This is a genomic window from Candidatus Methylomirabilota bacterium (assembly GCA_027293415.1).
GTDB lineage: Bacteria > Methylomirabilota > Methylomirabilia > Methylomirabilales > CSP1-5 > CSP1-5.
Genome location: JAPUFX010000193.1, coordinates 1 through 24,829, shown reverse-complemented (window position 1 = coordinate 24,829; position 24,829 = coordinate 1). Strand labels below are relative to the sequence as shown.

The 24,829-nt window shown below is 57.1% G+C and carries 29 protein-coding genes; 11 read left to right on the top strand and 18 right to left on the bottom strand.

What is annotated here, in order from left to right; all coding sequences use genetic code 11:
- The first annotated feature begins 389 nt into the window (after positions 1–389).
- The 6 genes from O6929_13390 (at position 390) to O6929_13365 (ending at position 6,514) form a co-directional block, all read left to right on the top strand.
- Positions 390–1,316, top strand: coding sequence for an SPOR domain-containing protein (locus O6929_13390; GenBank protein ID MCZ6481371.1), 927 nt, complete (start codon positions 390–392; stop codon positions 1,314–1,316).
- 271 nt (positions 1,317–1,587) lie between these two features.
- Positions 1,588–2,307: a TIGR04283 family arsenosugar biosynthesis glycosyltransferase gene (locus O6929_13385; GenBank protein MCZ6481370.1), complete on the top strand. Its 720-nt coding sequence runs from the start codon at positions 1,588–1,590 to the stop codon at positions 2,305–2,307.
- Between the two features lie 30 nt (positions 2,308–2,337).
- Positions 2,338–4,395 carry a monovalent cation:proton antiporter-2 (CPA2) family protein gene (locus tag O6929_13380; protein MCZ6481369.1) on the top strand — a complete coding sequence of 686 codons (2,058 nt, stop codon included), beginning with the start codon at positions 2,338–2,340 and terminating at the stop codon, positions 4,393–4,395.
- Positions 4,396–4,577: 182 nt separating this feature from the next.
- Entirely contained in the window at positions 4,578–4,844 is a 267-nt protein-coding gene (locus O6929_13375) for a hypothetical protein (protein ID MCZ6481368.1), read from the top strand.
- A gap of 61 nt (positions 4,845–4,905) precedes the next feature.
- Complete coding sequence (locus tag O6929_13370; protein ID MCZ6481367.1) at positions 4,906–5,442, top strand: hypothetical protein; 537 nt, start codon at positions 4,906–4,908, stop codon at positions 5,440–5,442.
- 46 nt (positions 5,443–5,488) lie between these two features.
- The gene (locus O6929_13365; GenBank protein MCZ6481366.1) at positions 5,489–6,514 is read left to right on the top strand and encodes a DHH family phosphoesterase; all 1,026 of its coding nucleotides are present in this window, start codon (positions 5,489–5,491) and stop codon (positions 6,512–6,514) included.
- 399 nt (positions 6,515–6,913) lie between these two features.
- On the opposite strand, the gene cdaA is transcribed toward O6929_13365, so the two are convergent.
- The 6 genes from cdaA to O6929_13335 form a co-directional block, all read right to left on the bottom strand.
- Complete coding sequence (gene cdaA / locus O6929_13360) at positions 6,914–8,152, bottom strand: diadenylate cyclase CdaA (GenBank protein MCZ6481365.1); 1,239 nt, start codon at positions 8,150–8,152, stop codon at positions 6,914–6,916.
- A 183-nt stretch (positions 8,153–8,335) separates the two neighbouring features.
- Positions 8,336–8,743 carry a peptide-methionine (R)-S-oxide reductase MsrB gene (gene msrB / locus O6929_13355; GenBank protein ID MCZ6481364.1) on the bottom strand — a complete coding sequence of 136 codons (408 nt, stop codon included), beginning with the start codon at positions 8,741–8,743 and terminating at the stop codon, positions 8,336–8,338.
- 90 nt (positions 8,744–8,833) lie between these two features.
- Positions 8,834–9,427 (bottom strand): DUF4126 domain-containing protein, encoded by a 594-nt coding sequence (locus O6929_13350; GenBank protein MCZ6481363.1) that lies wholly within the window; start codon positions 9,425–9,427, stop codon positions 8,834–8,836.
- Positions 9,428–9,544: 117 nt separating this feature from the next.
- Positions 9,545–10,390 carry an alpha/beta hydrolase gene (locus O6929_13345; GenBank protein ID MCZ6481362.1) on the bottom strand — a complete coding sequence of 282 codons (846 nt, stop codon included), beginning with the start codon at positions 10,388–10,390 and terminating at the stop codon, positions 9,545–9,547.
- Between the two features lie 119 nt (positions 10,391–10,509).
- Entirely contained in the window at positions 10,510–11,193 is a 684-nt protein-coding gene (gene deoC, locus O6929_13340; GenBank protein ID MCZ6481361.1) for a deoxyribose-phosphate aldolase, read from the bottom strand.
- A 56-nt stretch (positions 11,194–11,249) separates the two neighbouring features.
- Complete coding sequence (locus O6929_13335; GenBank protein MCZ6481360.1) at positions 11,250–11,486, bottom strand: hypothetical protein; 237 nt, start codon at positions 11,484–11,486, stop codon at positions 11,250–11,252.
- A 25-nt stretch (positions 11,487–11,511) separates the two neighbouring features.
- Between O6929_13335 and O6929_13330 the strand changes: the two genes are divergently transcribed.
- Positions 11,512–11,823 (top strand): hypothetical protein, encoded by a 312-nt coding sequence (locus O6929_13330; GenBank protein ID MCZ6481359.1) that lies wholly within the window; start codon positions 11,512–11,514, stop codon positions 11,821–11,823.
- 234 nt (positions 11,824–12,057) lie between these two features.
- The gene (locus tag O6929_13325) at positions 12,058–12,285 is read left to right on the top strand and encodes a hypothetical protein (protein MCZ6481358.1); all 228 of its coding nucleotides are present in this window, start codon (positions 12,058–12,060) and stop codon (positions 12,283–12,285) included.
- Positions 12,286–12,373: 88 nt separating this feature from the next.
- On the opposite strand, the gene O6929_13320 is transcribed toward O6929_13325, so the two are convergent.
- From O6929_13320 to O6929_13290, 7 genes are all read right to left on the bottom strand, one after another.
- On the bottom strand, positions 12,374–12,604 hold the full coding sequence (locus O6929_13320) for a hypothetical protein (protein MCZ6481357.1): 231 nt from the start codon (positions 12,602–12,604) through the stop codon (positions 12,374–12,376).
- A 470-nt stretch (positions 12,605–13,074) separates the two neighbouring features.
- The gene (locus tag O6929_13315; protein ID MCZ6481356.1) at positions 13,075–13,704 is read right to left on the bottom strand and encodes a glutaredoxin family protein; all 630 of its coding nucleotides are present in this window, start codon (positions 13,702–13,704) and stop codon (positions 13,075–13,077) included.
- Positions 13,705–13,904: 200 nt separating this feature from the next.
- Entirely contained in the window at positions 13,905–14,537 is a 633-nt protein-coding gene (locus O6929_13310; GenBank protein ID MCZ6481355.1) for a hypothetical protein, read from the bottom strand.
- A gap of 184 nt (positions 14,538–14,721) precedes the next feature.
- On the bottom strand, positions 14,722–15,534 hold the full coding sequence (locus tag O6929_13305; GenBank protein ID MCZ6481354.1) for a kinase/pyrophosphorylase: 813 nt from the start codon (positions 15,532–15,534) through the stop codon (positions 14,722–14,724).
- A 53-nt stretch (positions 15,535–15,587) separates the two neighbouring features.
- Entirely contained in the window at positions 15,588–18,245 is a 2,658-nt protein-coding gene (ppdK, locus tag O6929_13300) for a pyruvate, phosphate dikinase (protein ID MCZ6481353.1), read from the bottom strand.
- 358 nt (positions 18,246–18,603) lie between these two features.
- A complete protein-coding gene (locus tag O6929_13295; GenBank protein ID MCZ6481352.1) occupies positions 18,604–18,906 on the bottom strand; it encodes a hypothetical protein in 303 nt (100 codons plus the stop codon).
- Positions 18,907–19,014: 108 nt separating this feature from the next.
- Positions 19,015–19,548 (bottom strand): hypothetical protein, encoded by a 534-nt coding sequence (locus O6929_13290; GenBank protein MCZ6481351.1) that lies wholly within the window; start codon positions 19,546–19,548, stop codon positions 19,015–19,017.
- 212 nt (positions 19,549–19,760) lie between these two features.
- Here O6929_13290 and O6929_13285 point away from each other — a divergent pair, with 212 nt between their 5' ends.
- Both O6929_13285 and O6929_13280 read left to right on the top strand, forming a co-directional pair.
- Positions 19,761–20,360, top strand: coding sequence for a CPBP family glutamic-type intramembrane protease (locus tag O6929_13285; protein MCZ6481350.1), 600 nt, complete (start codon positions 19,761–19,763; stop codon positions 20,358–20,360).
- Positions 20,361–20,475: 115 nt separating this feature from the next.
- Positions 20,476–20,694 carry a hypothetical protein gene (locus O6929_13280; protein ID MCZ6481349.1) on the top strand — a complete coding sequence of 73 codons (219 nt, stop codon included), beginning with the start codon at positions 20,476–20,478 and terminating at the stop codon, positions 20,692–20,694.
- 149 nt (positions 20,695–20,843) lie between these two features.
- Here O6929_13280 and O6929_13275 read toward each other — a convergent pair whose 3' ends face one another.
- From O6929_13275 to O6929_13260, 4 genes are all read right to left on the bottom strand, one after another.
- Positions 20,844–21,251: a thioesterase gene (locus O6929_13275; protein MCZ6481348.1), complete on the bottom strand. Its 408-nt coding sequence runs from the start codon at positions 21,249–21,251 to the stop codon at positions 20,844–20,846.
- Between the two features lie 48 nt (positions 21,252–21,299).
- Positions 21,300–21,587 (bottom strand): GYD domain-containing protein, encoded by a 288-nt coding sequence (locus tag O6929_13270; protein MCZ6481347.1) that lies wholly within the window; start codon positions 21,585–21,587, stop codon positions 21,300–21,302.
- A gap of 76 nt (positions 21,588–21,663) precedes the next feature.
- Complete coding sequence (locus tag O6929_13265) at positions 21,664–22,299, bottom strand: hypothetical protein (GenBank protein ID MCZ6481346.1); 636 nt, start codon at positions 22,297–22,299, stop codon at positions 21,664–21,666.
- Between the two features lie 556 nt (positions 22,300–22,855).
- On the bottom strand, positions 22,856–23,428 hold the full coding sequence (locus O6929_13260; protein ID MCZ6481345.1) for a tetratricopeptide repeat protein: 573 nt from the start codon (positions 23,426–23,428) through the stop codon (positions 22,856–22,858).
- A 239-nt stretch (positions 23,429–23,667) separates the two neighbouring features.
- On the opposite strand from O6929_13260, the gene O6929_13255 reads away from it, so the two are divergent.
- Complete coding sequence (locus tag O6929_13255) at positions 23,668–24,366, top strand: PilZ domain-containing protein (GenBank protein MCZ6481344.1); 699 nt, start codon at positions 23,668–23,670, stop codon at positions 24,364–24,366.
- Between the two features lie 274 nt (positions 24,367–24,640).
- Here the strand turns inward: O6929_13255 and O6929_13250 are convergent.
- Positions 24,641–24,829, bottom strand: a 189-nt coding sequence (locus tag O6929_13250) for a hypothetical protein (protein MCZ6481343.1), incomplete at its 5' end; no start/stop codon positions are given.

Here is a 24,829-nt window from a genome sequence, read left to right as displayed (position 1 = left end):
ACTCGGTATCCACCCCCTACGAGGCCTCCAAACCCTTATGCCACCAATCGAAGCGGGAGGGTGAGGAGCGGTTTTTGCGTACGCCCGAATGATAACCCTACTGCTCGGGCCCCCGGACGCCCAGCCTGGGGGGTAGGGGCGAACAGGCAAAACGCCCTACCGGATCTTACCAGGTCCGAGAGGTCGCCTGGTCTTCTGGTATGTCGTGGATTGGCCCAAGGGAACAGGGAGTCCGTCCAGCGGGAGAAAAGCGGCTCTTTTCTGTCTCGAAGATGAGGATATTGACGCCTCCCGTATTTGGAACGAAATGTGCATTTGTCCCGGCGTGGAGCTGAACCGGAGATAGAATCATCTTCGGTGTTTGGGCTTCTGAGACGGAGGAGCATCGAATGAGCAAGCGGCTGATAGTCATCAGCGTAGCAGGCCTTGTTCTCATCGGTGGCGCCTACGGGTATACCAATTGGTATAAGCAGCCTTCGCAGACGCCGCCACCACCACGGCCTCGCCCTGTCCGGCAGGTGGCGAAGCCTCGACCGCCCCAGCCCACGACCGCGGCTAAGCGTCTCCAGGTGAAACCGAAGGCCGCCAGGCTTCCGGTAGCATCTAGTGCAACCGGACCCACACAGAAGCAGGCGGCAGTACCTCCCAAGGTCGCAGGGCCCAAGGCAAAGGAGAGCCCCAAGCCAGCAGTGAAGCAGCTGCCAGCATCTCTCAAGGTGGAAGGTCCCAAAGCCCCCTCAAGGGTAGCCAAACCGGTCGTCACGCCGCGGAAGAGCCCAAAGCCAGCGTCGTCTCGGGCCCAAGTGGAGCAGCCGACCCCAAAACGGTTGGCGAGGGCGACCGAGCCCACGACAAAGGCGGAAAAGCGGTACAGTGTCCAGATCGCCTCTCTGGTGATCGAGCGAAATGCGCTCTCCCTCAAGAAGCGACTGGAAAAGCTCGGGTACAGCCCGACCATCGAAAAGACCACTGCTCCCATCAAGCGCCATCGGGTCTACGCGGGTGAGTTTAACAGCCGAGACGCGGCAGAGCAGACCGCGCGGAGACTTGGGGTGGACGGGTTTCCCTCAAATATGGTCGAGACAGAGCAACGGAAGTTCGCGCTCGAGGTCGGGTGGTCCTTCAGTCTAGACGAGGCACTCGATCTGGCCCACGGTCTTCAGAAGAAAAACTATGCCTCGAAGATTGTCTCTAACGTCAGCCCCACCCCTGTACACGTCGTGCGGGTTGGAGCGTACAAGAACCGTTCGGACGCCGTGCGAGCGAGCGAGGCTCTCAAGACAAAAGGGTTCGCACCTCTCATTGTGCGGAACTGATCGTTTTCCTGAACCATCCATGTGACCCAGGCATTCGTTTCACTCTTTGGGGAGAAACAAAACGCCTTCCTGGGACGAAACAGGACCCTGGAGGGCGTTTCCTTTTACTGACGACCCAACGAACGTGCTGCCAGTTTTCTCACACGATGCTTATCAGTGTGGCGTCGGGGTGCCCAAATGGGAGAAATTGGTCTGGAGCTTGCAAAATATCCCGGGAGGAGCCCTGACTGGTGTTCAGCGTGGGCCCAACCGTTCATGAGGACTTGCCACGATGACCAATCCAGACAATAAAGAGATGCTGAGCATCATCATCCCCGCCGTGAATGAGGCTCACAATCTTCGACGACTCCTGCCGGACCTGTCAAAGAAGTTTCCTGGGGCAGAGGTGATTGTCGTGGACGGGGGATCGATAGATGGGAGCCCTCAGGTAGTACAACAGTTTCCCTTCGCCCGGTTTTTCGAGACCCCGCGGGGAAGGGCCCGACAAATGAACGCCGGGGCCAGGGAGGCCCGGGGGGAAATTCTTCTCTTCCTCCACGCCGATACCTCCTTACCGAATGGAGCCTTGGAGGCCATCCAAAAGGCACTGGGGGACCCCCAGATTGTCGGCGGACGATTCGAGATCGAGTTGGATAGCAGTCGGCCTATCTTCCAGGCCATCGCCTATTTTCTGAATCTTCTTCGATCCCGCCCCGATTTGATCGCGACCGGCGATCAGGCGGTCTTTGTGAGGCGGAAGACCTTCAGCGCGATGGACGGCTACCCAGAGATTCCGCTGATGGAAGATGTGGAGTTCATCAAAAACCTCAAGCGCCGTGGAAACATTGCCTACCTCCCTATTCCGGCAACAACCTCGACCCGCAAGTGGGAGCGAGAGGGGGTGCTCCAGACAACCCTCCTGATGGTGACCGTTTGGCTTCTCCACTTCATTCGAGTCAGCCCAGCGAGACTCCACCAACTGTACTACGGCTATACTCTCCCGACCAAATGACCCCTCATCCCTATTGTCGTTGCTGTCTTGGTGGTATTCTCTGGTGAGAGATTCATCGTCGCGATCGAGGGGAGCGGGTTTCAGCAAATGGAAGAGCTAGCATTTCTCAAAGATCTTATGCTCGTCTTCGGGATTTCCACCCTGGTGGTGTATCTCTTCCACCGGCTGCGGCAACCGGCTATCGTGGGGTTCTTGGCATCGGGAGTCCTTATGGGACCCCACGGATTGAGCCTCATCGCAGACGTGCATCAGGTGGAGCTGTTGGCCGAGATCGGCGTCGTGCTCCTCCTCTTCACCATCGGTCTGGAATTCTCGATCTCCAAGCTGAACCAAATGCGACAGCTGGTTCTGGGGGGCGGGAGCCTTCAAGTACTGGGGACCATTCTGCTTATTGGCGGAGGAGCCTGGCTTTTGGGCCTGCCGCCGGCACAGGCGGTCTTCTTTGGATTCCTCCTGGCCTTGTCGAGTACCGCCATCGTCCTCAAGATTCTGATGAACCGGGGGGAGATTGATTCTCCCCAGGGACGTTTTGCCGTCGGCATCCTGATCTTCCAGGATCTGTGTGTCGTTCCCCTGATGCTCCTGACACCCGTCCTGAGCGGGAAGGAGGCCACGAGTGCAGTTGCCATCCTCCTGGTCCTGGGCAAGGTTGCCCTAACCGTCACCCTCATATTTTCCCTATCCCGTCTCGTCGTCCCCCGGCTGCTCTTTGAGGTGGTGAAGATGAGAAGTCCCGAAGTCTTTATCATCTCTATTATTCTTATCTGCCTCGGAACTGCCTGGGCCACCGCCCAGATCGGCCTTTCTCTCGCCCTGGGGGCCTTCCTGGCGGGGATGGTCATCGCAGAATCGGAGTATAGCCATCAGGTGTTGGCAAACATCCTTCCACTGCGGGACGGCTTCATCAGTCTCTTCTTCATCTCGGTGGGGATGCTGATGGATGTTCGTACTCTCCTGAACCACCCCCTGGAGGTGGCCGGAACGCTTTCAGCAATTCTCATCGTAAAGACGGTGGTGGTGGTTGGGAGTGTTCTCGTACTCGGGTACCCGCTTCGCGTGGCAGTCTTGGTGGGGTGCGCGTTAGCCCAAGTTGGGGAATTCTCCTTTGTCCTCTCCCGCGTGGGGTGGGAGTGGGGGCTTATCACCCCTCAGCTGAACCAGTATTTCCTCTCTGCCTCGGTCATCAGTCTTCTCCTCACCCCTTTCGCAATTCACATCAGCCCGAAGCTGGCAGGTGGAATAGGCCGCCTGCGGTGGGTGGAGCGTTGGTTTCCGGGGCGTAAGTTCGAGGAACTCAAGCCTGAGCAGGTGGATATGCGAGACCACGTCATTATCGTGGGGTATGGCCCCGGCGGCCGAAACCTTTCCCGGGTCCTGAAGGCAATTGAGGTTCCCTATTGCATCCTAGAACTCAACGGCGAGACCGTCAGACGGATGCGGCGGAACGGGGAGCCCATCTATTACGGGGACGCTGCCAGCCCAGAGGTCCTGAAGCACCTCGTGATTCATCACGCCCGGGCTCTGGTGGTGGCGGTCTCCGATCCCGCATCGATCCGTCGGGCAGTTCGCGTGGCCCGGGACCTGAATCCGCGTCTTTACATCATCGTCCGGACCCGGTACATGGCCGAGATCGACGAGCTGTACTGTCTAGGTGCCGATGAAGTGATTTCGGAGGAGTTCGAGACCTCAATCGAGCTCTTTGCCCGCGTCCTGCGCCGTTATCATATCCCCCGGACGGTGATCGGCGAACAGATAGAGAAGATCAGGCAAGAGAGATACGAGATGCTCCGGCAGCTCGAGGGACCTCGGCTTGCCCAGGCAGAATTGACCCGGATCTTTGCCCAGGTCGAGATGGAGACCTACCTTGTCGGAGAGGGGGGCTCCACCACGGGGAAGACCATCGCCGAGCTCCACGTCCGGCGTCGGACAGGGGCATCAGTGGTAGCGGTGATCCACAACGGAAGGATCACAGCCAACCCGGGGCCAGAGCACCGGATCGCGGCGGGACAGGTTCTCGTGCTCGTAGGAAGCCGGAAGCAGGTAGAGGGGGCTTTGGCCCTCTTTGGTGAGGAAGCGAAAAACGCTTAGCACCATGACGAACCTCAAGTCATTCCTTAGCGGCTGCAGTCAAAATAAAGCAGCACCGAGAAACTCCTTGATATGAATAGCCGATTGGTGTATAAAAATTACCCCCCCACCCTCTTCATGACTACATCGCCATTAACGACGCAATTCGAGGTAGGTAAGCACACACGCTGGGAGGATTTGCAATGGAGATCGTGAGTCTCATTATTGCCGTCGTTGCCTTAGTAATCGCGGTCCTCGCCTATACACGGACCGGCGGAATCGAAGAGATGCGCCGTCAGGTGAAAGCCGCGGGCTCTGCCGCTGATACGCTCCGAACCAGGACCGCCAATGCGTTGGAGAAACTGGAGAGGAGCGTGAGGGGACCCCGCCAGCCAGCGCCCCCATCAGCTCCCACTGCTGCCGAGAAAGAAACCGAGGCCGAAGAAAAGGAAGAACAAGAACCAAAATAGCGATATCGGGTGATCGACCTTGTCTTGAACGAGGAGAGTTCTCAATGTCGGAGGTGTTGCTATGACGGAAGAACGAACTGAAGAACGGAGAGGTCTGGGCAGGATCTTCCGCTTGATCGCTATCTGGGTTGTCGTCATCGTCATCGCGGTGGCTGGCGGATTCGCGACGGGCTACTTTCTCCGGGATAAGGACGTGAGGGAGGCGCAACAGCTCCTGGCACAACAGAAGGCGGAGATGGCGGCCCAGATCAACTCGTTGGAGAAACAGGTCTTGCAGGCGCAGAAAAGCCAACTCGAACAAGCGCTGGTAAGAGCAAAAATGAGAGCAGGTCTAGAGGAAGTACTCGAGTTTCTGACCGAAGCCACGGCCGAAGTCGATCAGAGGAATTTTGGTAGGGCCTTGCAAAAGATCGGAGCTGCAAAAGGGGCACTCAACGCCGCAGGAAGCACAACTGCCTCTTTTCGCGAAGCCGTCAACGCCAAATTGGACGAAATCAGGGCAGGACTGGAACAGCTTGACGTGAAGACCGGGGAACAGATCTCCAGCCTGACGAAGGACCTGGAGAAAGGTGTGGCCCCGGAAAAGACGTCAGAATAGACGTGCGAGCGGAACCGGTGTCCCAGGCGACCCCTGGAGGTTTCCCATGGGCACAAAGCCCAGCCCTGACAAAGCAGAAGGCAAAGTAGCAGAGCTGCTCGCCGTCCTCCATGCCTCAAAGAAAATTCTTGTTCTTCCCCACGACAATCCGGATTCGGACTCGCTTGCCAGTGCTGCTGCCCTCCGGTCCCTTATTTCGCATAAACTGAAGAAATCCCTGATCATTGGCCTGAGCGGCATTATCGGCCGATCAGAGAACCGGGCGTTGGTGAAAGTTCTCGATATTCCCCTGGTTCCGCTGGAACAGATTTTTCCTGACTTTGAGGGGTCGGTAATCTTGGTGGATACCCAACCCGGCCGAACCAACACCGCCCTTCCCTCCCACATCACTCCCGTTGCGGTGATCGACCATCATCCGGATTGGGGGCAGAACGGGTCTGTACCTTTTGTCGACTTGCGTGAGAACTACGGGGCGGCCTCCACGATCGTCACCGAGTACCTCCAGTCCGCAGAAGTGCCCCTGAATCCCCGGGTGGCCACAGCCCTCTTTTACGGGATCTCCTCAGAGACACAGCACCTAGGGCGGGAGGCCAAATCGGCTGACATCGTCGCCAGCCAGTTCCTATACCCGTACGTGAACAAGCGACTCCTCGGTGAGATTGAACACCCGCTCCTTGCCCGTGACTACTTTCGTCTCGTTGGTCATGCCGTCCACAGCGCAGTGCTCTATGAAGACGTGGTGGTCACCATCCTAGAATCCGTTCCCTATTTGGAAGCGGTGGCCGAAGTGGCCGACTTTCTCATGCGGCTCGAAAGCGCCATGTGGTCTCTGTGTGTCGCCCCCCATGCGGGCCATCTTCACATCTCCCTGCGCACCAGGGATACCGAGGCCACCGCCGGTCTTCTCCTTGCCTCGATCTTGCCCTCCGGAATGGCAGGCGGACACGAGATGATGGCCGGAGGCAAAATCAAAACCTCACAGCGTACCTGGAAGGATGAGGCTTCCAAGATTGTGCAGGATGTTTTGGAAGCCCTCGGCAAGTCGAAAGCTCGTCCTCAGCCCCTCATGTAAACCAACCGGTTCCTCTTGGCTCGCCCGATGTCAGAAATCTAAAGGCGCTCAAGGCAAACAAAAAGCCGCCCCGAGTAAGGGCTGGCGCGTTGTAGTTTAGGGAGACGAAGGAGATTCCTTGCTTCGGCTAGTGCCGTTCCAACTTGATGAGTGGTTCGACAGGGCTTCGACGGTGAGACTTCGGCGAGCTCCCTTCGGGTCTGAGCCTCAGGGTCGAAGACAGTCGAACCGCTCAGCCGAACCGCTCACCACCCCGAGGAAGACGGTTCGAGAGCCTCACCGTCCCGAGGAAGATCGAGGGATCGAGGGGCCGAATTTAGGCGGCGTGCGTTGTTGCAATGGCCGCGAGCGCGTGGAGCGAGAAAGTTGGCAAAAATCGTTGGAACGGCACTAGCGTTTCTATTTCAGCTCAGAGGGTTTCTCGCGCAGGCGTAAGGCAATTTTGGAGGGGTTTACCCCTATAAGTTGCAGGCCAGGAGGGAGATTAATATCTTTGTCAGATATGGAGTAGCGATGCCGTCCCACGCTGGCCTTCCTGAGGTTGATGGCGACCTGCAACTGGTTGGGGTCTAAAAAGTTCAGCATCTCTCGTGATCCGCGAACGCGGACAAATACCTTCTGGACGTGCTTGCCCTCAATCGTCAGCTCTTGTGGCACATTGACGTAGACCACCGGTACCGAGACTCCCAGCTCTGCATTTGGATGCCCCACAAGAACAAACCAGAGCACGCTGACCGCGGCCAGCGCGCCCAGCTTGGGGCGCCAGTTATGAGTCACGAGCGCCTTGACGGCCCGGTGCCGCCTTGGCCTTTCCTCTGGCGTTGTCAGTCGCTCGCCGAGCCAGGTCAGGAGCTCCGCGGCGTTGTCGACGGTTGCGATCGTGCCGTGCTCAACGATTGACACCCTTCCACGCTCCTCGGAGACCACGACGGCGATGGCATCCGACTGCTCGGAAATTCCCAGAGCGGCCCGGTGACGGGTGCCGTAAGAATAGGAGAGTCGTTGATCTTCTGAGAGCGGAAGTACACAGCCGGCCCGATAGGCCCGTCCTCCCCGAATATAGAGTGCCCCGTCATGGAGGGGGGTCGGAGGTGCAAAGAGCGTCTCCAGAAGCTCTGGACTCATCTGCGCATCAAGCACCGTCCCTGGACTTTGTAGCAGGGGTTCAACGGGATCGTCCCGTTCAAATACCACGAGTGCTCCACAGCGCCTGGAGGCAAGCCTAAAGATCGCCTCCGTGACGGCGACCAGCCTCTCCTCGGGCAGCCGCACCCGGCTTGTCCAACGCCACAGGGCCTTTGCTCGCAGCCTGGGATTGATCTGCCCCAGCATGTGGCGGATCTCACCCTGAAAGATCACGATGACGAAGATCAGCGCGGCGGCCCACACGCCCCCCAACAGCCACGAGGTGAGAAATAACCCAGCACTCTGCGCGGCCAGATACCCGAGTCCCAAAACGGCAATACCCGCCACGATGCGCATCGCCCTGGTGCCGCGCAAGCGGATATAGACCTGATACACGAGGAAGCTCATGATGCCGATGTCGATCAGGTGTTGCCAGGGAAAGTACCGGAGAGCCTGCCATACCTGTTCGACCACTGGCCCGCCCCCCCCGAAAAACATCGTCCCAGATTCCATCACATGGTTTCCTGATGGCGTCGTTGGCGGTTCAGTAGAACAGTTTTTGCCGGGTAAAGGAGGCCCAGACAAAAGATCCGCGATACAGTATTGAGGACGCCATGAAGGTTGTTATGTCCGGTGGCATGCCCGGTCCGACGAGAATAAAATGCAAGATCGAGGCCAGAGTGAGGAGGCTGGCCTTCAACGGTTAGATTTCTGGTCAACGAGTCTTAGCGCGACCGAATTAATACAGTAGCGCTTGTAGGTTGGCGCAGGCCCATCATCGAACACATGGCCGAGGTGTGCGTCACACGCATCGCACAGCACCTCTGCTCTTCGCATGCCCAGGCTGCTATCGGGTTCAGTTCTTACAACCGCCGACGAGATCGGAGCCGAGAAGCTCGGCCACCCTGTGCCTGAATCGAACTTGGTCTCCGAGCTGAACAGGTCGTTACCACAACAGATGCATTGGTACATTCCGTCCTTTTTGCAGTCGTGGTACTCTCCCGAGAACGGTCTTTCCGTTCCCTTCATTCTACAGACCTTGAACTGCTCCGGGGTGAGTTCCTGCTTCCATTGCTCTTCGGTCTTGGAGTTCTTCTTGGCCATAGGTCACCCCCTCATTTTGGACACATCGCGAGAGAAGAGATCACGAATTGACCCATCAATCGACCCGGGTACATCCTTTCCACCAAAGTTTCACCCCGGGGATTTCTCACTTGCCCGGACGTGAGGGGAGTACCCACGCTGTTTTTCAATTATTTTCATTGCACCATAATACAGCAGCCCGATCACCACGATGCCAGCAATGACAGGCAAAGCAATGGCCAATACAGATAGGGCCATCGCTCCCCCGAGTTCCATCGTTGCTACAAAAGGATTTCCGATACCCGCTGTTGTCACCGTGGAGGCCCCTCGGGTTACGCCAGTCGCGACTTGAACCGTGCCAGCGACCCCGCCACCCACGATGACCGCAAGGGCCCACTTGAGAAATGGAGACATCCCGGAAACCGCTGAGGCCGTTACAATGATGCCGGCAACAATTGCAGCCGGGGTAGCAATGGTATCCAAGAGATTGTCGACCCACGGGACATAGTAACCGGCGATTTCAAGGCAGGTTGCGATTGCGAAGGCGGCCAAAGCGGGATAGGTCCCGATCCATTCAAAGCCAGGGGAGAGCGTGAGATGTCCCGCGAGAGACGCCATACTCATGGCGAAAAGAGGTACGAACACCCTGAGGCCACAGGCTGCACTTAAGCCGATACCCACACAAATGCTTACTAAGGTTTCCATGTCTCCTCCTCAATTCGCACGAGAATCACCCCAAATATCCTTCTTTTTGTATTCTACTCGATTAGACGGAGGACGGGCCCGGAAATTTATCTGTGGCGGATTCGGATGTTGATCCGTTCATTGTTCGAGATGGACTTTCATAAAGGTATTCAAGCCGGCCACATAGTCTTGCCTGCTTACGAGAAACCCATCGTTGTGACCACCGCGGATCTCCAAGAGCTGCTTCGGCTCGTGGGCGACCGCGTACAATCTGCGTCCGTGCGCGAAGGGGATAATCTCGTCGTCCCGGCTATGCACAATGAGTACAGGGCAATTCACAGACTGGAGAAGCGTCTCGGCGTCATAGCGAAATCGCGCCAGCCTCCGCGCAGGAATAAAAGGATAGACCTCCGCCGCCAGGTCGGGGACGGACGTAAAGGCAGACTCGATGATAAGCGCCTTGGGCGTGTGCTTGGTCGCCAGTTGCACCGCGATGGCGGCACCGAGCGAACGGCCAAAGAACACAATGTCTTTCGCTGCGATACGCCGGTCTTCGGTTAAGTAACGCCAGGCAGCCGCGGCATCCCGATAAGTGCCCTGCTCCGACGGTGCACCGGTGCTGCGTCCGTAGCCTCGATAGTCAAAAATAAATGTAGCGAGACCCAGGTCGTAAAAGACCTTGAGTGAGTCGAGGCGGTGAGAGATGTTACCGGCATTGCCGTGGAAAAACAGCAAGACGCCCCGCGTCTGGCGTACAGGAACAAACCAGCCATCAAGGGTCACGCCATCGTCGGTGACAATTTTTACCGGCTCATAGCTAAGCCCCACCATATCGGGGGTGGCAACAATGTCACGAGATGGAAGATTCGGCAGATAGAGCAGGTGTGATTGATAAAAGTACAAAAAAATCAGGAGGGCTCCATAGGACCCGGCGATCACTAGCACAATGGACCAGACGTGGTTCACCGACACCCCTGTACGCATCCTGAAGCTCTGATACCTCCATCAGGGATCCAACCCTCAAACTCAGCTTTTGGCTTTCAGTATCCCCCGCTGTCTGCGGAGTGTCAAGCGCGCCAACCCAGGTGTTGCGTATGACGAAATCACCCGGCGACTGGACGATCATTGGGAATTTCACCCATGATTGCTACGCTCGAGCTCGTGCCGATTCTATCGGCTCCCGCCCCTATCATTTGGAGAACCGTTCTTGCATCGCGAATACCCCCGGCCGCTTTTATCTTGGCATCATTGCCAACCACAGATTTCAAGAGTTTGACATCCTTTACGGTTGCCCCGCCGGCAGGATGAAAGCCAGTGGATGTCTTCACAAAGTTGCCTCCGGCGTGGACGACCAGCTTCGCTGCGTCACATTTCTCACGTTGCGATAATACCGCAGCTTCGATTATGACTTTCAGAATGGTGTTTTCACTTATCGCTGTGCGGACCGCCCGGATATCTTGTTCTGCCAGTATTCGATTGCCTTCTTTGAACCAGCCGATATTCATGACCATGTCAATTTCAGTCGCACCGTTGGTGATGGCCTCCCCCGCTTCAGTAGCTTTTAGCCTAGAGGTATGCGCTCCCAACGGAAAACCAACAACCGAGCACACCTGTATCCCAGCTCCCCGCAACGCTGACGCTGCAACATGCACCCGACAAGGGTTGACACACACGCCGTGAAAACCGTTCTCTTTGGCCTCCTGACAGAGCTTCACAACGGCTTCTTCCGTGGCATCAGGTTTTAAGTTCGTGTGTTCAATCCTGCTCGCGATGTCAACTCGGTTCATCGCAACCCCCGTCTTCTGCGCCAATGACTGTGCCAGAGTGCCGGGGCTCGGAAACCTTAGAGATGGGCCGCCTTCAGATACCGCTGCAGCACGACTTCAGCTTGCAGGATACCCTCGCGATCGAGCTCGACCAGCCCGGCTTCGTGAAGCTGCTTGAGGTTCAGGTTTGCTACGAACTCCCCGGCGAACGGGCTCCCCCCGAGCCCTAGGAGCGCCGCATCCAACGCATCGGTCCCTGCATCGTGCGCCGCACGGGCGTTTTCCAAACGCCTGGACAGAGACCACAAGACCATCAAGAAGGCGTGCCTGGCCCCCGAGATGGCCCCGCAGATCGAACAGGTCAAGGTCGCCCTGGCGGATCGCTTTGAGAATGTCGCTGTGCGTATGTTGACTGCGATTTCGGACAAGAACATCATGGCACTCGACGCGTACAAAAAGACCCTCTCGGCCGCGATCGGCATCGACAAAATGCGGTTGCTGAGAGAACAATCAACAGAGAATATCGCCCTCCATCAGATTGTCGAGGCCATCGAGCGCGAGGGAAGCAAGCCATCACCGAAGGAGCTGGAGGTCAGCGAGCGGCAGAAGGAAGTGGCGCAGCAGGGGGCTGTGCCCGAAATTGTGCCTTAGGCCCCACAATCAGAGCTAGGGCCACCACTCCCGCCTGCTTCAAGCGCCGGTTCTCCCGCTCCACCCGGTCCAGCCGTCGTGTCAGGCTTTCCATCGTTGGCTCGTTCATTGCTCCATCCCCCCTGTGTTCGGTCAAACAGCGTCCAATGCGTCTCGTCCTGTCTGCAAGAACCCCCCGGTCTGGCATGTTCCTTGCTGTCTCTATCTACCGTCGGTTCCTCGTGGAGGGCACACATGCCTGATGTGAAACTTCGCGACTCGCCGCGGTTCAAAGCTGAGATCCCCGTTCGATGCACTGCCTTGTGTGCCGAACCCTCCCATCAGAACCTACTGGGCGCCAAGACCAAGTGGGTCAGTGCCGCCAGAGCTTCACTCCTGCTCTACGAGGCTCTCCCCGTCGGGACTCCCGTGTCAATCCAGTTCTATGAGGAAGAGTCCCGGCCAGGATTCCTCTCTATCTGAGTAATCGTGCGAGCGATATCGGAGAAAATGAAAACGCCTTCACGGCTGTGCTTCACCCGAGAAGAGTGATGTACAGTTTGGGATAGGCCTAGTTGAAGAGTTTACCTAAATCACCGCGCATGAAAAGAATCAGTATGACAATGCTATTAATAAGAAATACAGTCAGACCCAAAAGAAGACCCACATCAAGGTTCCAATACTGGCGTTTATCTGGAAGTAGCGTCGACTCAGTCAGAGCTGTGCTAAGGCCATGCATGATCTCCAACACACGCTCGTCCGGACCTTCGTCCGCCAAGACGATCAATCCATCATCTAACACTAAGAATCCTCCTGACCACAGCTGCCCAGCGACATCTCGTAGCTTAACGAACGTGTCAATTATCTTGCCGTTCATGAGAAGCAGCCCTGCCAACCTTTTTTCAGCAGCATAGCACTTGACACCGGAGTAAGTCGTGGGAAGTGTGGTAGCGAATACGTTTCGGTGCTCACGCAAACCTAGCTCAATTGGACTAATTTGGTTCACATTGAAATAACATTGTAATCCCAGATTAAGGGGACGAGAATGGAAAAGTTTTAGTCTATTCCTTAGCGTACCGTCACTATACCAGTCACCAGCACTATCGTACCCTCCTCGACCCCGGTAATACCTGACCACATGCCCTTTGTAACGGCTCTCATAGCATTTCCCGAACAAGAATACGAAGGTGTCTGATAGGCGACCGAATTCCCATTTCGATTGAAACGGAATGTCTGTTGATTTGGACAGATTTCTGAGTTCTTCTGGTAACCTCATCGCACGAGTCCTGACCCTTCACGCTGAGATTGTCTTGTGAAGATGGGGCTATACCGCTTGCGCACACCATCAACTTGGCTTTCAATCATGACGACACGTTTGCGGTCCACACCCACGACACCACCAAGCTTCCGAAATTGGATTGTGTTGCCTCTTGCCCAGTAATCTTCAACCTCTATTTTTCGCCCATTGCGAAGGTGAATAATGTATCCTTCGTCTTGTTTAACGGTGGACGTCTTTTGGGCAGCAGCATAGGTGACGGGCTTGGGCGAAGGGGAATCTTTCAGACGAGCGAGAGCTGCTTTAACAGCTGTTGGGTTCCATCCCTTGATCTGTTCAGTGCCCACAACAATTAAAGGTACTCCCCTTCCCCTAAGTTTGTCGAATTGACGTTTCGCCTCGTATGACTTTTCTATATCGTATTCTACATAAGCTATATCATTACGAGCAAAGAATGCTCTTGCCTTCCGGCAATAGCCGCACCAAGAAGTTGAATACATGACTACTTGGTGAGAGCCGTTTAACTTGAAGTCGTTACCATCATTAGAATAACGCTCGATCTTATCCCAATGTTGATAACTGGCTAGAGCGATAACGAAGACAAACAATGTAAGCCATTTTCTCAATTCTATCTCCTACCTTGCACACCATGCTCTGCGAATGTGACACCCCGCTTTATCACGTTATGGCAAAGTGTCCGCGTTCAATCTTGTGCCCCTTGACTCTCCGCCGCCACTGTCACTCAATGAAAAAGCCCTCCCGAGCCGTGGGGAAGAAGGGGTGAATTGCCGGAAGGCTGAAGCGATTCGACACACAGTGCGTGCGGCTACTTGAGCAGGACTTTCAGCGACTTGATATCGCGGGCTTTGTATTCAAATGAAACTTTACCCCGGCTCACACGTCTCTCAATTCGCAACCGATCACCAGAGACACCGATCAGCCAGCCCTTTCGTTCAACATCATTTCTGCCGGTGAAGACGATCCGCGCGCCGATATAATCCCTTGCCTCGGCCGGGGAGATCACCTTGAACCACGGGCCCTCTGATACGGGATCCGGGGCCGTGATCGGCCTGCTGCGAGATTCCCGATGCTCGAGAACGGCCGCTTTTTCCGGTACAGGGGCAACGACGCGCTGGGGGGAGGGGCGCTTTACCCGCATGGGAGCCCTCCTCGACCGGGGTTGCTCGATACCCGGCTCCGTAAACAGCTGGTCAACACCCCCATCCGTAAACATGAGTTGCGGCGCCACAAACATGAGGAGCACAAAGGAAATGCTGAAAACGAGGAAAGGCTTTTTGACTTCGTCCCAGAATTTGATGCCGTAGATCACGGGTGTAATCGGTGATAAGGCGAATACGGCCAAACCCCACGTCGCACTCTTCTTGTAGGCGTGCACCACGAGCCTTATGTACGCCCCTAAGACGACCAAGAGAAGTACTATGACAATAAGCGCATACACGGCCACGCCTCCCCGGAGACGGACTCTCCTCTTATATAATCGTCAAAAAGGGCAGATTACTTGAGGGGGAAAATCGGGGAAACTGAGCACTGAAAGGGACTTATGTAGGGATGCGCCGAACTACGAATGGGCAGGAGGCGCTGTTTGCCACGCACGACGGGCTTTCCTGACGGATGGTCCTCCGTTACCATGCCGGCATGCGTACCTGGTCCTCGATGGGGAGAAGATGCACGACCTCCCGGGCCACCTCCTCAACCGACTTGCCTGTCACGTCGACCTGCCGCCAGCCATGAGTGACACACAGCTGCTCAGAGTGACGAAGCTCTCTCCGGACGTCCGCCAGTGAGATGTATGATTTCGTAGGCATCGCGAGGTGGTCAGCGCGGGCACGCCGCAATTCCACCAGCCGGTTGGGCTCCATGACAAGGCAAATGACCCGTTCGGACGGCAAGGAGAGCACCGCCGGGGCCAGAGGAATCTCGGGGATGATGGGAACGTTGGCGGCGAACCACCCCTGGTAGGCAAGGTACACCATCGTCGGCGTCTTCATCGTTCGGGAGACACCGACGAGGACGACTTCCGCACGGCCGAACTCGTCCGCACGCTGTCCGTCGTCGTGGCGGAAGGCGAACTCGACCGCCTCAACTTGCCTCGACCTGGCTTCGACCAGCTGCTTGAACAGCCCCGGCTTCTCTTGCGGCGTGAGCCTCAGGTGTGTGGCGAGCCGGTCCAACATCGGGCCCATCAGGTCCATCGCATCCACCCCGTGCGAACGGCATTCAGGGAGCATCAAGCGGCGCAGTTCGTTCGAAACCAGTGTATGAAGAATCAGGGATCGATGACCAGCGGCTTCCTGGACCACGGCCCGGAGCGACTCTGGCGTGCGGACATCCCCGTGTCGGATCACCGTCGCGGGTGCCCCCTCAAACTGCACGAGAGCGGATCGGACCATCCGCTCCGCTGTCTCGCCAGTGGCGTCGGAAACTACGAAAATCATCAGCATGGGTCGCTCGCTACCCTGTCGGTGGTCTCGAGGTGCAACACCACTTGTTATTTCTCCCCCATCTCCGTGATTTTGACCTTTTCCTTCAAGGCCGCGTGCGCCGCAGCCAGCTTCGCCACGGGAACTCGATAGGGGGAGCAGCTCACGTAATCAAGGCCAATGCGATGGCAAAACTCGACCGACTGGGGGTCGCCCCCGTGCTCGCCACAGATCCCGACCTCCAGGTTCTTCCGGGCGGAGCGTCCCTTTCGCACCGCAGTCGTCATGAGCTGTCCGACCCCTTCTTCATCGATACTGATGAAGGGATCTTCCTGTAGAATCCCCTCCTCGATATACTGCGGAAGGAACTTTCCAGAATCGTCCCGAGAAAAGCCAAACGTGGTCTGCGTCAAGTCATTGGTCCCGAAGGAGAAAAACTCGGCCGTACCGGCGATCCCGTCCGCCACGAGACAGGCCCTCGGCGTCTCGATCATAGTCCCGACCTCATACGCGACTTTCACGCCAAACTCGCGCATCACCTCGGCAGCCACCCGATCAATAATGGCCCGCTGGTGTCGGAACTCCGCAACGGTGCCCACCAACGGCACCATCACCTCGGGATGCACCTTTTTCTTTTCCCGGACCATCTGACAGGCTGCCTCGAAAATGGCCCGGGTTTGCATCTCCGTGATCTCTGGATAGGTGATGGCCAGGCGGCACCCGCGGTGTCCGAGCATCGGATTGGACTCCTGGAGCAGTTCTACCTTGCGCACGAGGCGATTTAAGGGGATTTCCATGTCCTCGGCCAACACTTCCAGCTCATGGGGGGTCTTGGGCAAGAATTCATGGAGGGGCGGGTCAAAGATGCGGATGATGACCGGCAGCCCCCCCATCTTCTCAAAGATCGCCTTGAAGTCGTTCCGCTGAATCGGGAGAAGCTTGGCCAGCGCCTTCCGCCGCCCCTCCGTTTCCTCGGCCACGATCATCTCTCGCATGGCGATGATGCGGTCCTCCGCGAAAAACATGTGCTCGGTCCGGCACAGCCCGATCCCCTCGGCCCCGAAATCCATGCTGGCGGCGGCATCGGTGGGGGTATCCGCATTGGTCCGGACCCCAATCTTCCGGTATGCATCGGCCCACTTCACAAGGAGCACAAAGTCACCCGAGAGCTCGGGCTTGATCAGGGGAAGTTGGCCCAGCATGACATCCCCAGTCGTGCCGTCAATAGTGATCCATTCCCCCTCTTTCACGGTACGCCCCCTGACCGTGAAGCTCCTCTCGGCCTCAGAAATGTCGATTTCGCCACAGCCGGCCACGCAGGGCCTCCCCATCCCCCGGGCGACCACCGCCGCATGCGAGGTCATCCCCCCTCTGGCCGTCAAGATACCCCGGGCCACATGCATCCCCCCGACATCCTCAGGAGAGGTCTCGGCTCGGACCAGAACCACCTCTTCCCCTCGCGCGGCCCAGGCTTCAGCCTCCTCCGCGCTGAAGACCGCCTTGCCGACAGCGGCCCCCGGAGACGCGGGAAGTCCGCGGGCCACTCGCTCGACCTTGGCCCTGGCATCGAGCATCGGATGGAGGAGGATCTCGACCTGATGCGGATCCACGCGGAGCACGGCCAGCCGCTTGTCGATGAGTCCTTCGCGCTGCATGTCCACGGCGATCTTGACTGCGGCGGTCGGGGTCCGTTTCCCCGTCCGGGTCTGCAGAATATAGAGTGTCCCGTCCTGGATGGTAAACTCGATATCCTGCATGTCTCGGTAGTGTTTTTCCAGCCTCCCGCAAATGCGGGATAATTCGCGGTAAGCCTTCGGGGAAATCTCTTTGAGTGTCTCCACGGGCTGCGGGGTCCGGATCCCGGCGACGACATCCTCCCCTTGGGCGTTCATCAAAAATTCCCCGAAGAAGCGCTTCTCGCCCGTGCCGGGATCCCGGGTAAAAGCCACCCCTGTCCCCGAGCGCTCCCCCATGTTGCCAAAGACCATGGCCTGCACATTGACGCCTGTCCCCCAGGTATGGGGGAGCCGGTGGATTTCCCGATACTTGATGGCCCGCGGGTTATTCCAAGAGCCGAACACCGCGCTCACGGCGAGCCGGATCTGCTGCCGGACGTCCTGGGGAAACTCTTGCCCGGTCCGCTCCCGGACCAGGGCCTTGTACCGCCGCACGACCTCTTGAAGATCTGCCGCCGTCAGCTCTGTATCCAGCTCGACCCCTCGCTCGCGCTTGCGCTTCTCTAAGATTGCTTCGAAGTGTTTGACGGGGATGCCCAGCGCCACATTGCTGAACATCTGGATGAAGCGGCGATAACTGTCATAGGCAAAGCGCGGATCTCGGGATCGCCCAGCAAGCCCCTCCACTGCCTGATCGTTGAGGCCCAAGTTGAGCACCGTATCCATCATCCCGGGCATAGACACCCGGGCCCCGGAGCGCACCGACACCAAGAGGGGTGCCTTCCGGTCTCCGAACGTAACCCCCATGACCTTCTCGAGCTTCCCCAGGTTCTTCTCCACTTGTTTCCACATCCCGGGCGGAAACTTGCCCTGCCGTTTCGTCGACTCGACACACGCTTCAGTGGTGATGGTAAAGCCCGGGGGGACTGGGATTTTTAGATTGGTCATCTCGGCCAGGTTTGACCCCTTCCCCCCCAGCAGGTCCTTCATTCTTGCCGACCCTTCGGCTCGGCCCCTTCCGAAGAAGTATACGTATTTTTTGGTCGCCATAATTCCTCCGGCCCGACGTCTTCCGTTGCGAATCTATGGTCCGATGGTCAGATTCGAAGACCTCCGCTCGTGGTCCCGAACCCCTTCAAAAGAAAAACGCGCTCCCGGCCGTACATCGTCCGAGAGCGCGTCTGAATAGGTGGTGTCCCGTCGTGTGTGCCCGACGGGGATCGGGATTGTGGTGCTATGTGCCACGGGCCACGTACTACGAGCCACGGGCTCACCCCGCTTCTATGGTGGTACTCCTGTTGAGAGTTTGAGTATCCCCGAACGAGTCAGGGGTGTCAAGGGCACGGACAGGGTGGCGACGTGTCAATTCGAACGCTTTACCGCCAGTCGCTTTCATTGTCGGTGTGTACTACGTGAGTGGTGCACCACACTTGGAACAGAATTTCGGATTAATCGACTTCCCGAGATATTTATTACAGGCAGGACATCTCCAGTTGAACAGCGAGAACCCGATACCACCAGTAAAGAGAACAACAAAAGCTGGGCCCCAGACCGTCGCGGGCATGCCGAGCATCACATGGTCAGGGTTCTCCCCAAAGAGGACAAAGAGGATGATCATCGCAATGAGGGAAATCGAGACGATGATCTGATTCCTCTTCCTCGAACCAAACTCGGTTTTGATAGACAGTTTTCCTCTTTCTGTGTACTGCATGGTTCGCCTCCCTACGTGCACTTGCTCGTTTGCCTTTCCCCCCAGAAATACCTCCTGCACTCAGGCTGGGAAGTGCAATTTCAAGGCCAAATACGCCCTCGATTACGCCTACCACCGGAATCGAAAGTACGGTCCGATTTCATGAGCGAACATCACCCCGATATACGTTAACGCGCCAACGGATGCCCCCATGATCAAAGCCAAAACGGTATGCGCAAAGATCGTAAACATATACTGTCGCATCTGCCTGAGCGAGAGGAAAAAGACCAGTAGCAGGATTATGCCAACCCCGGTCAACGCTTCCGGGCCGACCGAGGTGGGCAAGAAACCCCACGGAAGTTCTTTCCAATGGTTCACAACAGCCCTGACGGCCCCCAGACCTTGAGCGGACCTGATACGACCAAGATGGATTCCGACCGAGACACCCGTGACGGTTCCAGCTATCCAGAGCAATTTCATGGACCGGCCGAGGCGATCCTCGGGACGCGGCGCTTTGCTATCGGCCACCTTCGTGAGAAAGCGGGCTGCCTTTGGAGATACGAAACCGTGAGGACTCCACACCATACCCTGAGGGGTTCGGCAGGCTCGACACGTGGTCTTCGAATCCTTGTTCAAGACGCCACAGCCACATTCCCAGGACACTGTTACCCTCCCGTTCACAGAAGACGTTGCAATGGGTGTGCCGAAGGCATTTTGCTTTTAACTCTTTGCACCTGGTACATGCCACCACCTACGCGCTATATATAAGGTGCTACATGCCATGGGCTCACCCCGGTTCCATCTTGCACCTCTTACGGGGCCTGGGTATCCTTCAGCCAGGATAGACTGTCAAAGTCACCAGAGTAGGAGGACCGGTGAGTTTCTCGCGCGCCGTGTACGGCCAGATTGTGTGGATGATCCTCATCTTCGAGGGCGGCCTCCTGGGGCTGGCGATGGGCCTGGGCTGGTGGGTGGGACAGCCGCCTTTTGTGCATATGTCCCTGCATTGGCAAGCCATTGTCCTGGGGATCGTCGCCACCTGGCCGCCGCTTCTGGGAATGTGGTGGTGCGCCCGATCGTCCTGGGGGCCTTTGCGCCGCCTACAGCACGAGGTGTTTGAGAAGATCGTCCCGGTCTTCGCCGAGTGCTCTTATCTCGAGATGACCCTCGTCGCGGTCGCCGCGGGTCTGGGAGAAGAGGCCCTGTTCCGGGGCGTCATCCAGATCGCCCTGGCCGATCGGCTGGGGCCTCTCGGGGCCCTCCTGCTTGCCAGCGCCCTGTTCGGACTGGGTCATCTGCTCACGCCGACCTATGCGGCCATCGCGGCCCTTTTGGGCCTGTACCTCGGGGGGCTGCTCATGGTTTCCAACAACCTGCTGCCCCCAATCCTCGTGCACGCCGGCTACGACCTCGGCGCCCTGCTGTACCTCATCCGGGTCCACCACATCCGGCAACAGTCTCGCCCCACACTATAGCCCGGCTGAGCGGGCCGAACGCTTGAACAGCTTGACACGGCGCAGGGGAGACCTATTTTTCTATATGAGGGATGTTTACCCGTGGCACGACCGGGCCCCCGAGGAGGTGAGGGTGATGGTGTCGATAGCAAAGGCGCCGACCTGCTCAATCTGTGGGGGGATCCTCAGTGGTTTTCGACGGGATCCCGAACTACGGTTCCCCGTCTACTTTTGCCCCCACTGTGAGCCTACGGAGACGATGGCTCCCGCGGCTCAGGTGATGCCCGAAGCTGGTTATGAATTTGACGAAGAAGAGGTGGCCGTTACAGAGGAGGACCTTATCGAGGCTGCCTGACGGTCTGTGAGGAAAATCCAGATAGGGCCCGGCCCTGCCATCCTTGAAAAGCAATGGGTCGCCAGCAATGGCGACCGATTGTTTGTATAGATAGCTGAATGATTGATACGCCGTCGGATGTGCCACCGGTAGGATCTGCCTCGCCACCTTCAATCGCCCTTTTTCAGCCGCAGCTTGTCCAGCACCTTCTTCCTGAACCAATCGATATCCATAATGTAGCGTTCGTGGGTCCCTTTACAGACTTTCTCGAATTCGTCGGAGACCTCGAATACGAACCCGATCCGCCGCCCCTCCATCCAGTCCAACCGGACCGAGGCTTTGATCTCCATCCCCACGGGGGTGGAGGCGAGCTGTTCGAGTGTGATCTTCGTCCCCGCGGTGACCTGACCTGACTTCAAATAGGGAGCGACTGCCTTGGCCGCGGCAGCCTGGACGAAAGACACGAGGGAGGCGGTTGTTAATACCTCGGGGAACTCGGCAAAGAGGAGCGAAGCGGTCTCCCCCGGCTCAACAACCATCCGTTCCTCATAGGCCAATCCCACTTTAAGTCCTTCCATCGTTCCTCTCCTCGGCATGATGTTCCAGGCACTACCAAGTCGCACAGACTACAGCATGGCAACGAATTCTTTCCAGGGGGTCGCCACTAACGTCTCGGTGGTTGAATGTCCGTAGGCACGGATCATCATGGCCGCCTTTTCAACTTGCTTGAGATCATCCGACTCGAGAATATCCACGGCATCGAAGCGGCCCAAGGTGGCAAAACTCTGCTTCCAGGTCACCCCAGGGCATTCACTCTTAATTTTGGCCGACACGGTAGCGGCTAATTGCTTAAACTCTTTGGGATCTCGGAACGCTTCAGGGGAAACCCGACTCAGGATGCTATAGCTTGCCATGTGATACCTCCTTTCTACCGGCGCTTCACCGAACGCCTTTTTTCGAACCTAGAGCCCGCCGATGCGTAAATTCATTTCAGGATGTCGCACCGGCGGAGAGTTTCTGGGCGATCTGGCGGATGTGCGACTCGATCCCCTTGAAATAGTCGATAATGGCCACATACACTGAAGAGGCCCTAGGCATGCCTACGCCTTTGACCAACCGCTGCTGATGGAACACGGTGTACTCGTTGGCCATTTCCTCGTACCGTTGCCCTTCCTCCACCATGTGTTTGAGGAGGACCCTATTTTTTGTACGGATCACATCCCGGACGCACTCCACGAGCCCGATCGCCTGTTCGAAAAGAGAGTTGACCTCGCTCATCTCCTGATCGGTGAAGAGGATTCCCTCTCGAACCATCGTCCTAATAGCCCTGACCAAGAATTCGATATTGTCCCCGATCCGCTCCAGGTGCATCGGGACGAGCAAGAGCTCCTGATCCGCTCCCAGGGCCGCCGCCTGGCCGGCCGATTTCTTCACGGCCAACTTCGTGAGCGCCTTCTCCCGCTGGTGGACCTCCCGGCCAAGTTTCTCCGCCAGCTCGAGCGGCCCCTTATACTGCTTCCTGAAGCCCTTCCACGCCAGCTCCAGCATCTCTATCGTCTGCTGAGACATCTCATGGAGCTCGCCCCGAACCCCCTCGGGCTTCCCAACGACCGCCTCTGAATCCATGGTCATCCCCCCTATTCCACCTTACAACTTCAGTGCCTTGAACCGCCCTCTGGGCGGAGAATTAAGTTCCACATTCGGAGCCCTATGTTTGGTCGCGCCTTCAAAATAAAAACGCCCTCCGGGCCGTGCTCCGCCCGGGAGGGCGTCTGAGTGTCTAGTGCGCCACCAAAACTGCCACTGGTGAGCCCGGGGGCTCTATTCACCCCGGTTTCATTGGTACATCTCCTTAGAGTCGAGAGCCCTTCGACTCTGCTCAGGGCAAGTTGAGAGTTGAGTGCCAACGCGACGACACGAGGGGTCGCAACGGTGCCTATGGTGTACCCCGATACCTATACCCCTTGTCAAGCCCAAACCGCAGATGGACGGCATCTGACGGTGAGCGGCTTTCGGTATGATGCAGATCATCTTTGTGGATAAAAAGGAAAAATTGTGGAAAGCTGGGCGTAGGGGGACGCGTCTTTGCCGTTCATCCTGCAGCCACGAAGGCACTTCATATTGAGGGTGTGCCGGCGGTGGGTCCGGGGCTACGTGCCACGAGCTACGTGCCTGCCTTAATTTAGATCTCCTGCATACCCGATTGCTTCAGCAGCTCCAGGGCCTCGGACGCAGGGGCATAGTCGGGATCGATCGCGAGGGATTTTTGGAACTCCTTCCTGGCCTTTTCGAACATTTTCTTTCTGAGATATATCCTGCCCATGTTGTAGTGGGGAAACTGATAACAACAGTATCTCTTGGCGCGCATGGCCTTTTGGAGATAGGGGATGGCCTCGTCTTCTTTTCCTTGGTCCATGAGATAGACCGCAATATCATTATAGGGGTTACCAAAATCGGGATCGATGCGGATCGCCTTTTCCGCTTCCTTGATGGCCCGCTTGAGGTTTCTCATGTGGCTGTAAGTCCACCCCATGTACGTGTGGGCCTCCGCCGTTGGTTGGATCTCCAGCGATTTTTCGTAGAGTCGGATCGCCTCTGCAAATCGGCCCATGAGAGTCAGCATATACCCGCTGTTGTAGTACTGCTCTGCCCTTCGGCTCTTCTCCGTGGATTCTTCCTGTTCCGCATGAGCGACCGATCCGAGGAGAAAGAGCAGTGAAATCAGCCAAATAGCGATATTGCTTGGCCTTCTCATTTATCTTGCTCTAAAACGTTGATTGGACCCAAGGTGCTACGTGCTACGGTATTCCTAAGGGGGCCTAAGTATCCCTGACCGAAGGGAGGGTGTCAAGGGCACTACAGGAGGGGGGTAATGAATAACACGTGCCCCCTTCCCATATTTTCGCTCAAAAAGCGTCCAATGCGTCTCCTCCTGTCGGCAAGGACCCCGCGCTCTGGCATGATCCTTGCTTTTATTCGCTGTGGAGGCAACTCGTGTCTACCGATACAAACATCCGCCGTTACCCACGCCTCGTGGCCTATTTACCCGTTCAGTGCTCTCCTGTAAGTCACGGGCGGCCCAGGACGATGGCAATCACCGGTAAGACCAACTCCATCAGTCCCGGTGGACTGGGACTCCTGCTGCCCGAGAGCATCCCCCTCAGGACCTCGGTAATGGTCCAGGTCTGTTTGGAAGAACCGCTATCCGGACTTGTCATCTGGCATGACAGACCCACGTTAACCGATCTGGGAACCCGCATCCCCCACGGCGTGGCCTTCGACCATCTGATCGACTCAGACTTGATACTCCAATGGTTGCGTAACGCCAAACGACAGGCCTATCGCCGAGTCCCGGTCCAGTTCGATGTCAAGTTCACCCAGGCGGGAAAGGCCGGGCATGGCACTTGCGTGAACCTGAGCAGGGACGGGATGTTCATCGGGATCAACCACCCCCCCCTACCCGGCACTGAGATCTTGCTCCGGTTCAACCTGCACGGTCCTTCCCACACATTCTCGATCCCTGCGCAAGTAGTATGGACGCGCGGGGAGGAACTCTCGCCGAGTGCCACCACCGGAATGGGAGTGAAGTTCCTCGAGGTCAACCCCTCTTTAGAGGCTGCCCTGATAGACGCTGTCATCGATCGGCTTCGCGCGGAAGCCTCTCCCTCGCCGGATTCCTCCCAGTCCGAATAACCAAGCGCCAGATGTTGGTGACGGAAAATGAACACGCCCTCCCGCGACTGTTTCACCCGTCCTTACCCCGGTTCCATCCCTGCTACTCCTAAGGGTCCCAAGCATCCACTACCGCTACAGAGTATACCAATATTCTTTCGAGTGACGTACGGCGCGCAGTCGATGGTGGCGGGGGTGGGCCGGGGATTATGATCACCCGGGATAAATTGTCAAATAGAGCCTTGACACCTTCCGCGATTGTGAAAAAGTCAAATGTCCCCTTTATTAGGACTTCCTAGCGGGATTTTTTGGACTTGGGCGCGGCCTTGGTTTTCTTGCTAGAGTTAACTGGAAGAGGATCCCACCCAAAGTGGAACCTGACCTTGTTCAGATACTCCCGGTTGTTGTCACAAAAAGCCACCCACTTTTCATGTCCCAGTGCCCAGTTTTCCCATGCGGAGGCATGCGTGAAATACGGTTCACT

What these genes read in the sequence shown, in the direction of transcription:
- O6929_13390 (MCZ6481371.1), top strand. Translation starts at nt 390, where the DNA reads ATGAGCAAGCGGCTGATAGTCATCAGCGTAGCAGGCCTTGTTCTCATC.
- O6929_13385 (MCZ6481370.1), top strand. Translation starts at nt 1,588, where the DNA reads ATGACCAATCCAGACAATAAAGAGATGCTGAGCATCATCATCCCCGCC.
- O6929_13375 (MCZ6481368.1), top strand. Translation starts at nt 4,578, where the DNA reads ATGGAGATCGTGAGTCTCATTATTGCCGTCGTTGCCTTAGTAATCGCG.
- O6929_13370 (MCZ6481367.1), top strand. Translation starts at nt 4,906, where the DNA reads ATGACGGAAGAACGAACTGAAGAACGGAGAGGTCTGGGCAGGATCTTC.
- O6929_13365 (MCZ6481366.1), top strand. Translation starts at nt 5,489, where the DNA reads ATGGGCACAAAGCCCAGCCCTGACAAAGCAGAAGGCAAAGTAGCAGAG.
- cdaA (MCZ6481365.1), bottom strand. Translation starts at nt 8,152, where the DNA reads ATGGAATCTGGGACGATGTTTTTCGGGGGGGGCGGGCCAGTGGTCGAA.
- msrB (MCZ6481364.1), bottom strand. Translation starts at nt 8,743, where the DNA reads ATGGCCAAGAAGAACTCCAAGACCGAAGAGCAATGGAAGCAGGAACTC.
- O6929_13350 (MCZ6481363.1), bottom strand. Translation starts at nt 9,427, where the DNA reads ATGGAAACCTTAGTAAGCATTTGTGTGGGTATCGGCTTAAGTGCAGCC.
- O6929_13345 (MCZ6481362.1), bottom strand. Translation starts at nt 10,390, where the DNA reads ATGCGTACAGGGGTGTCGGTGAACCACGTCTGGTCCATTGTGCTAGTG.
- deoC (MCZ6481361.1), bottom strand. Translation starts at nt 11,193, where the DNA reads ATGAACCGAGTTGACATCGCGAGCAGGATTGAACACACGAACTTAAAA.
- O6929_13335 (MCZ6481360.1), bottom strand. Translation starts at nt 11,486, where the DNA reads ATGGTCTTGTGGTCTCTGTCCAGGCGTTTGGAAAACGCCCGTGCGGCG.
- O6929_13330 (MCZ6481359.1), top strand. Translation starts at nt 11,512, where the DNA reads ATGGCCCCGCAGATCGAACAGGTCAAGGTCGCCCTGGCGGATCGCTTT.
- O6929_13325 (MCZ6481358.1), top strand. Translation starts at nt 12,058, where the DNA reads ATGCCTGATGTGAAACTTCGCGACTCGCCGCGGTTCAAAGCTGAGATC.
- O6929_13305 (MCZ6481354.1), bottom strand. Translation starts at nt 15,534, where the DNA reads ATGATTTTCGTAGTTTCCGACGCCACTGGCGAGACAGCGGAGCGGATG.
- ppdK (MCZ6481353.1), bottom strand. Translation starts at nt 18,245, where the DNA reads ATGGCGACCAAAAAATACGTATACTTCTTCGGAAGGGGCCGAGCCGAA.
- O6929_13295 (MCZ6481352.1), bottom strand. Translation starts at nt 18,906, where the DNA reads ATGCAGTACACAGAAAGAGGAAAACTGTCTATCAAAACCGAGTTTGGT.
- O6929_13280 (MCZ6481349.1), top strand. Translation starts at nt 20,476, where the DNA reads ATGGTGTCGATAGCAAAGGCGCCGACCTGCTCAATCTGTGGGGGGATC.
- O6929_13275 (MCZ6481348.1), bottom strand. Translation starts at nt 21,251, where the DNA reads ATGGAAGGACTTAAAGTGGGATTGGCCTATGAGGAACGGATGGTTGTT.
- O6929_13270 (MCZ6481347.1), bottom strand. Translation starts at nt 21,587, where the DNA reads ATGGCAAGCTATAGCATCCTGAGTCGGGTTTCCCCTGAAGCGTTCCGA.
- O6929_13265 (MCZ6481346.1), bottom strand. Translation starts at nt 22,299, where the DNA reads ATGGATTCAGAGGCGGTCGTTGGGAAGCCCGAGGGGGTTCGGGGCGAG.
- O6929_13260 (MCZ6481345.1), bottom strand. Translation starts at nt 23,428, where the DNA reads ATGAGAAGGCCAAGCAATATCGCTATTTGGCTGATTTCACTGCTCTTT.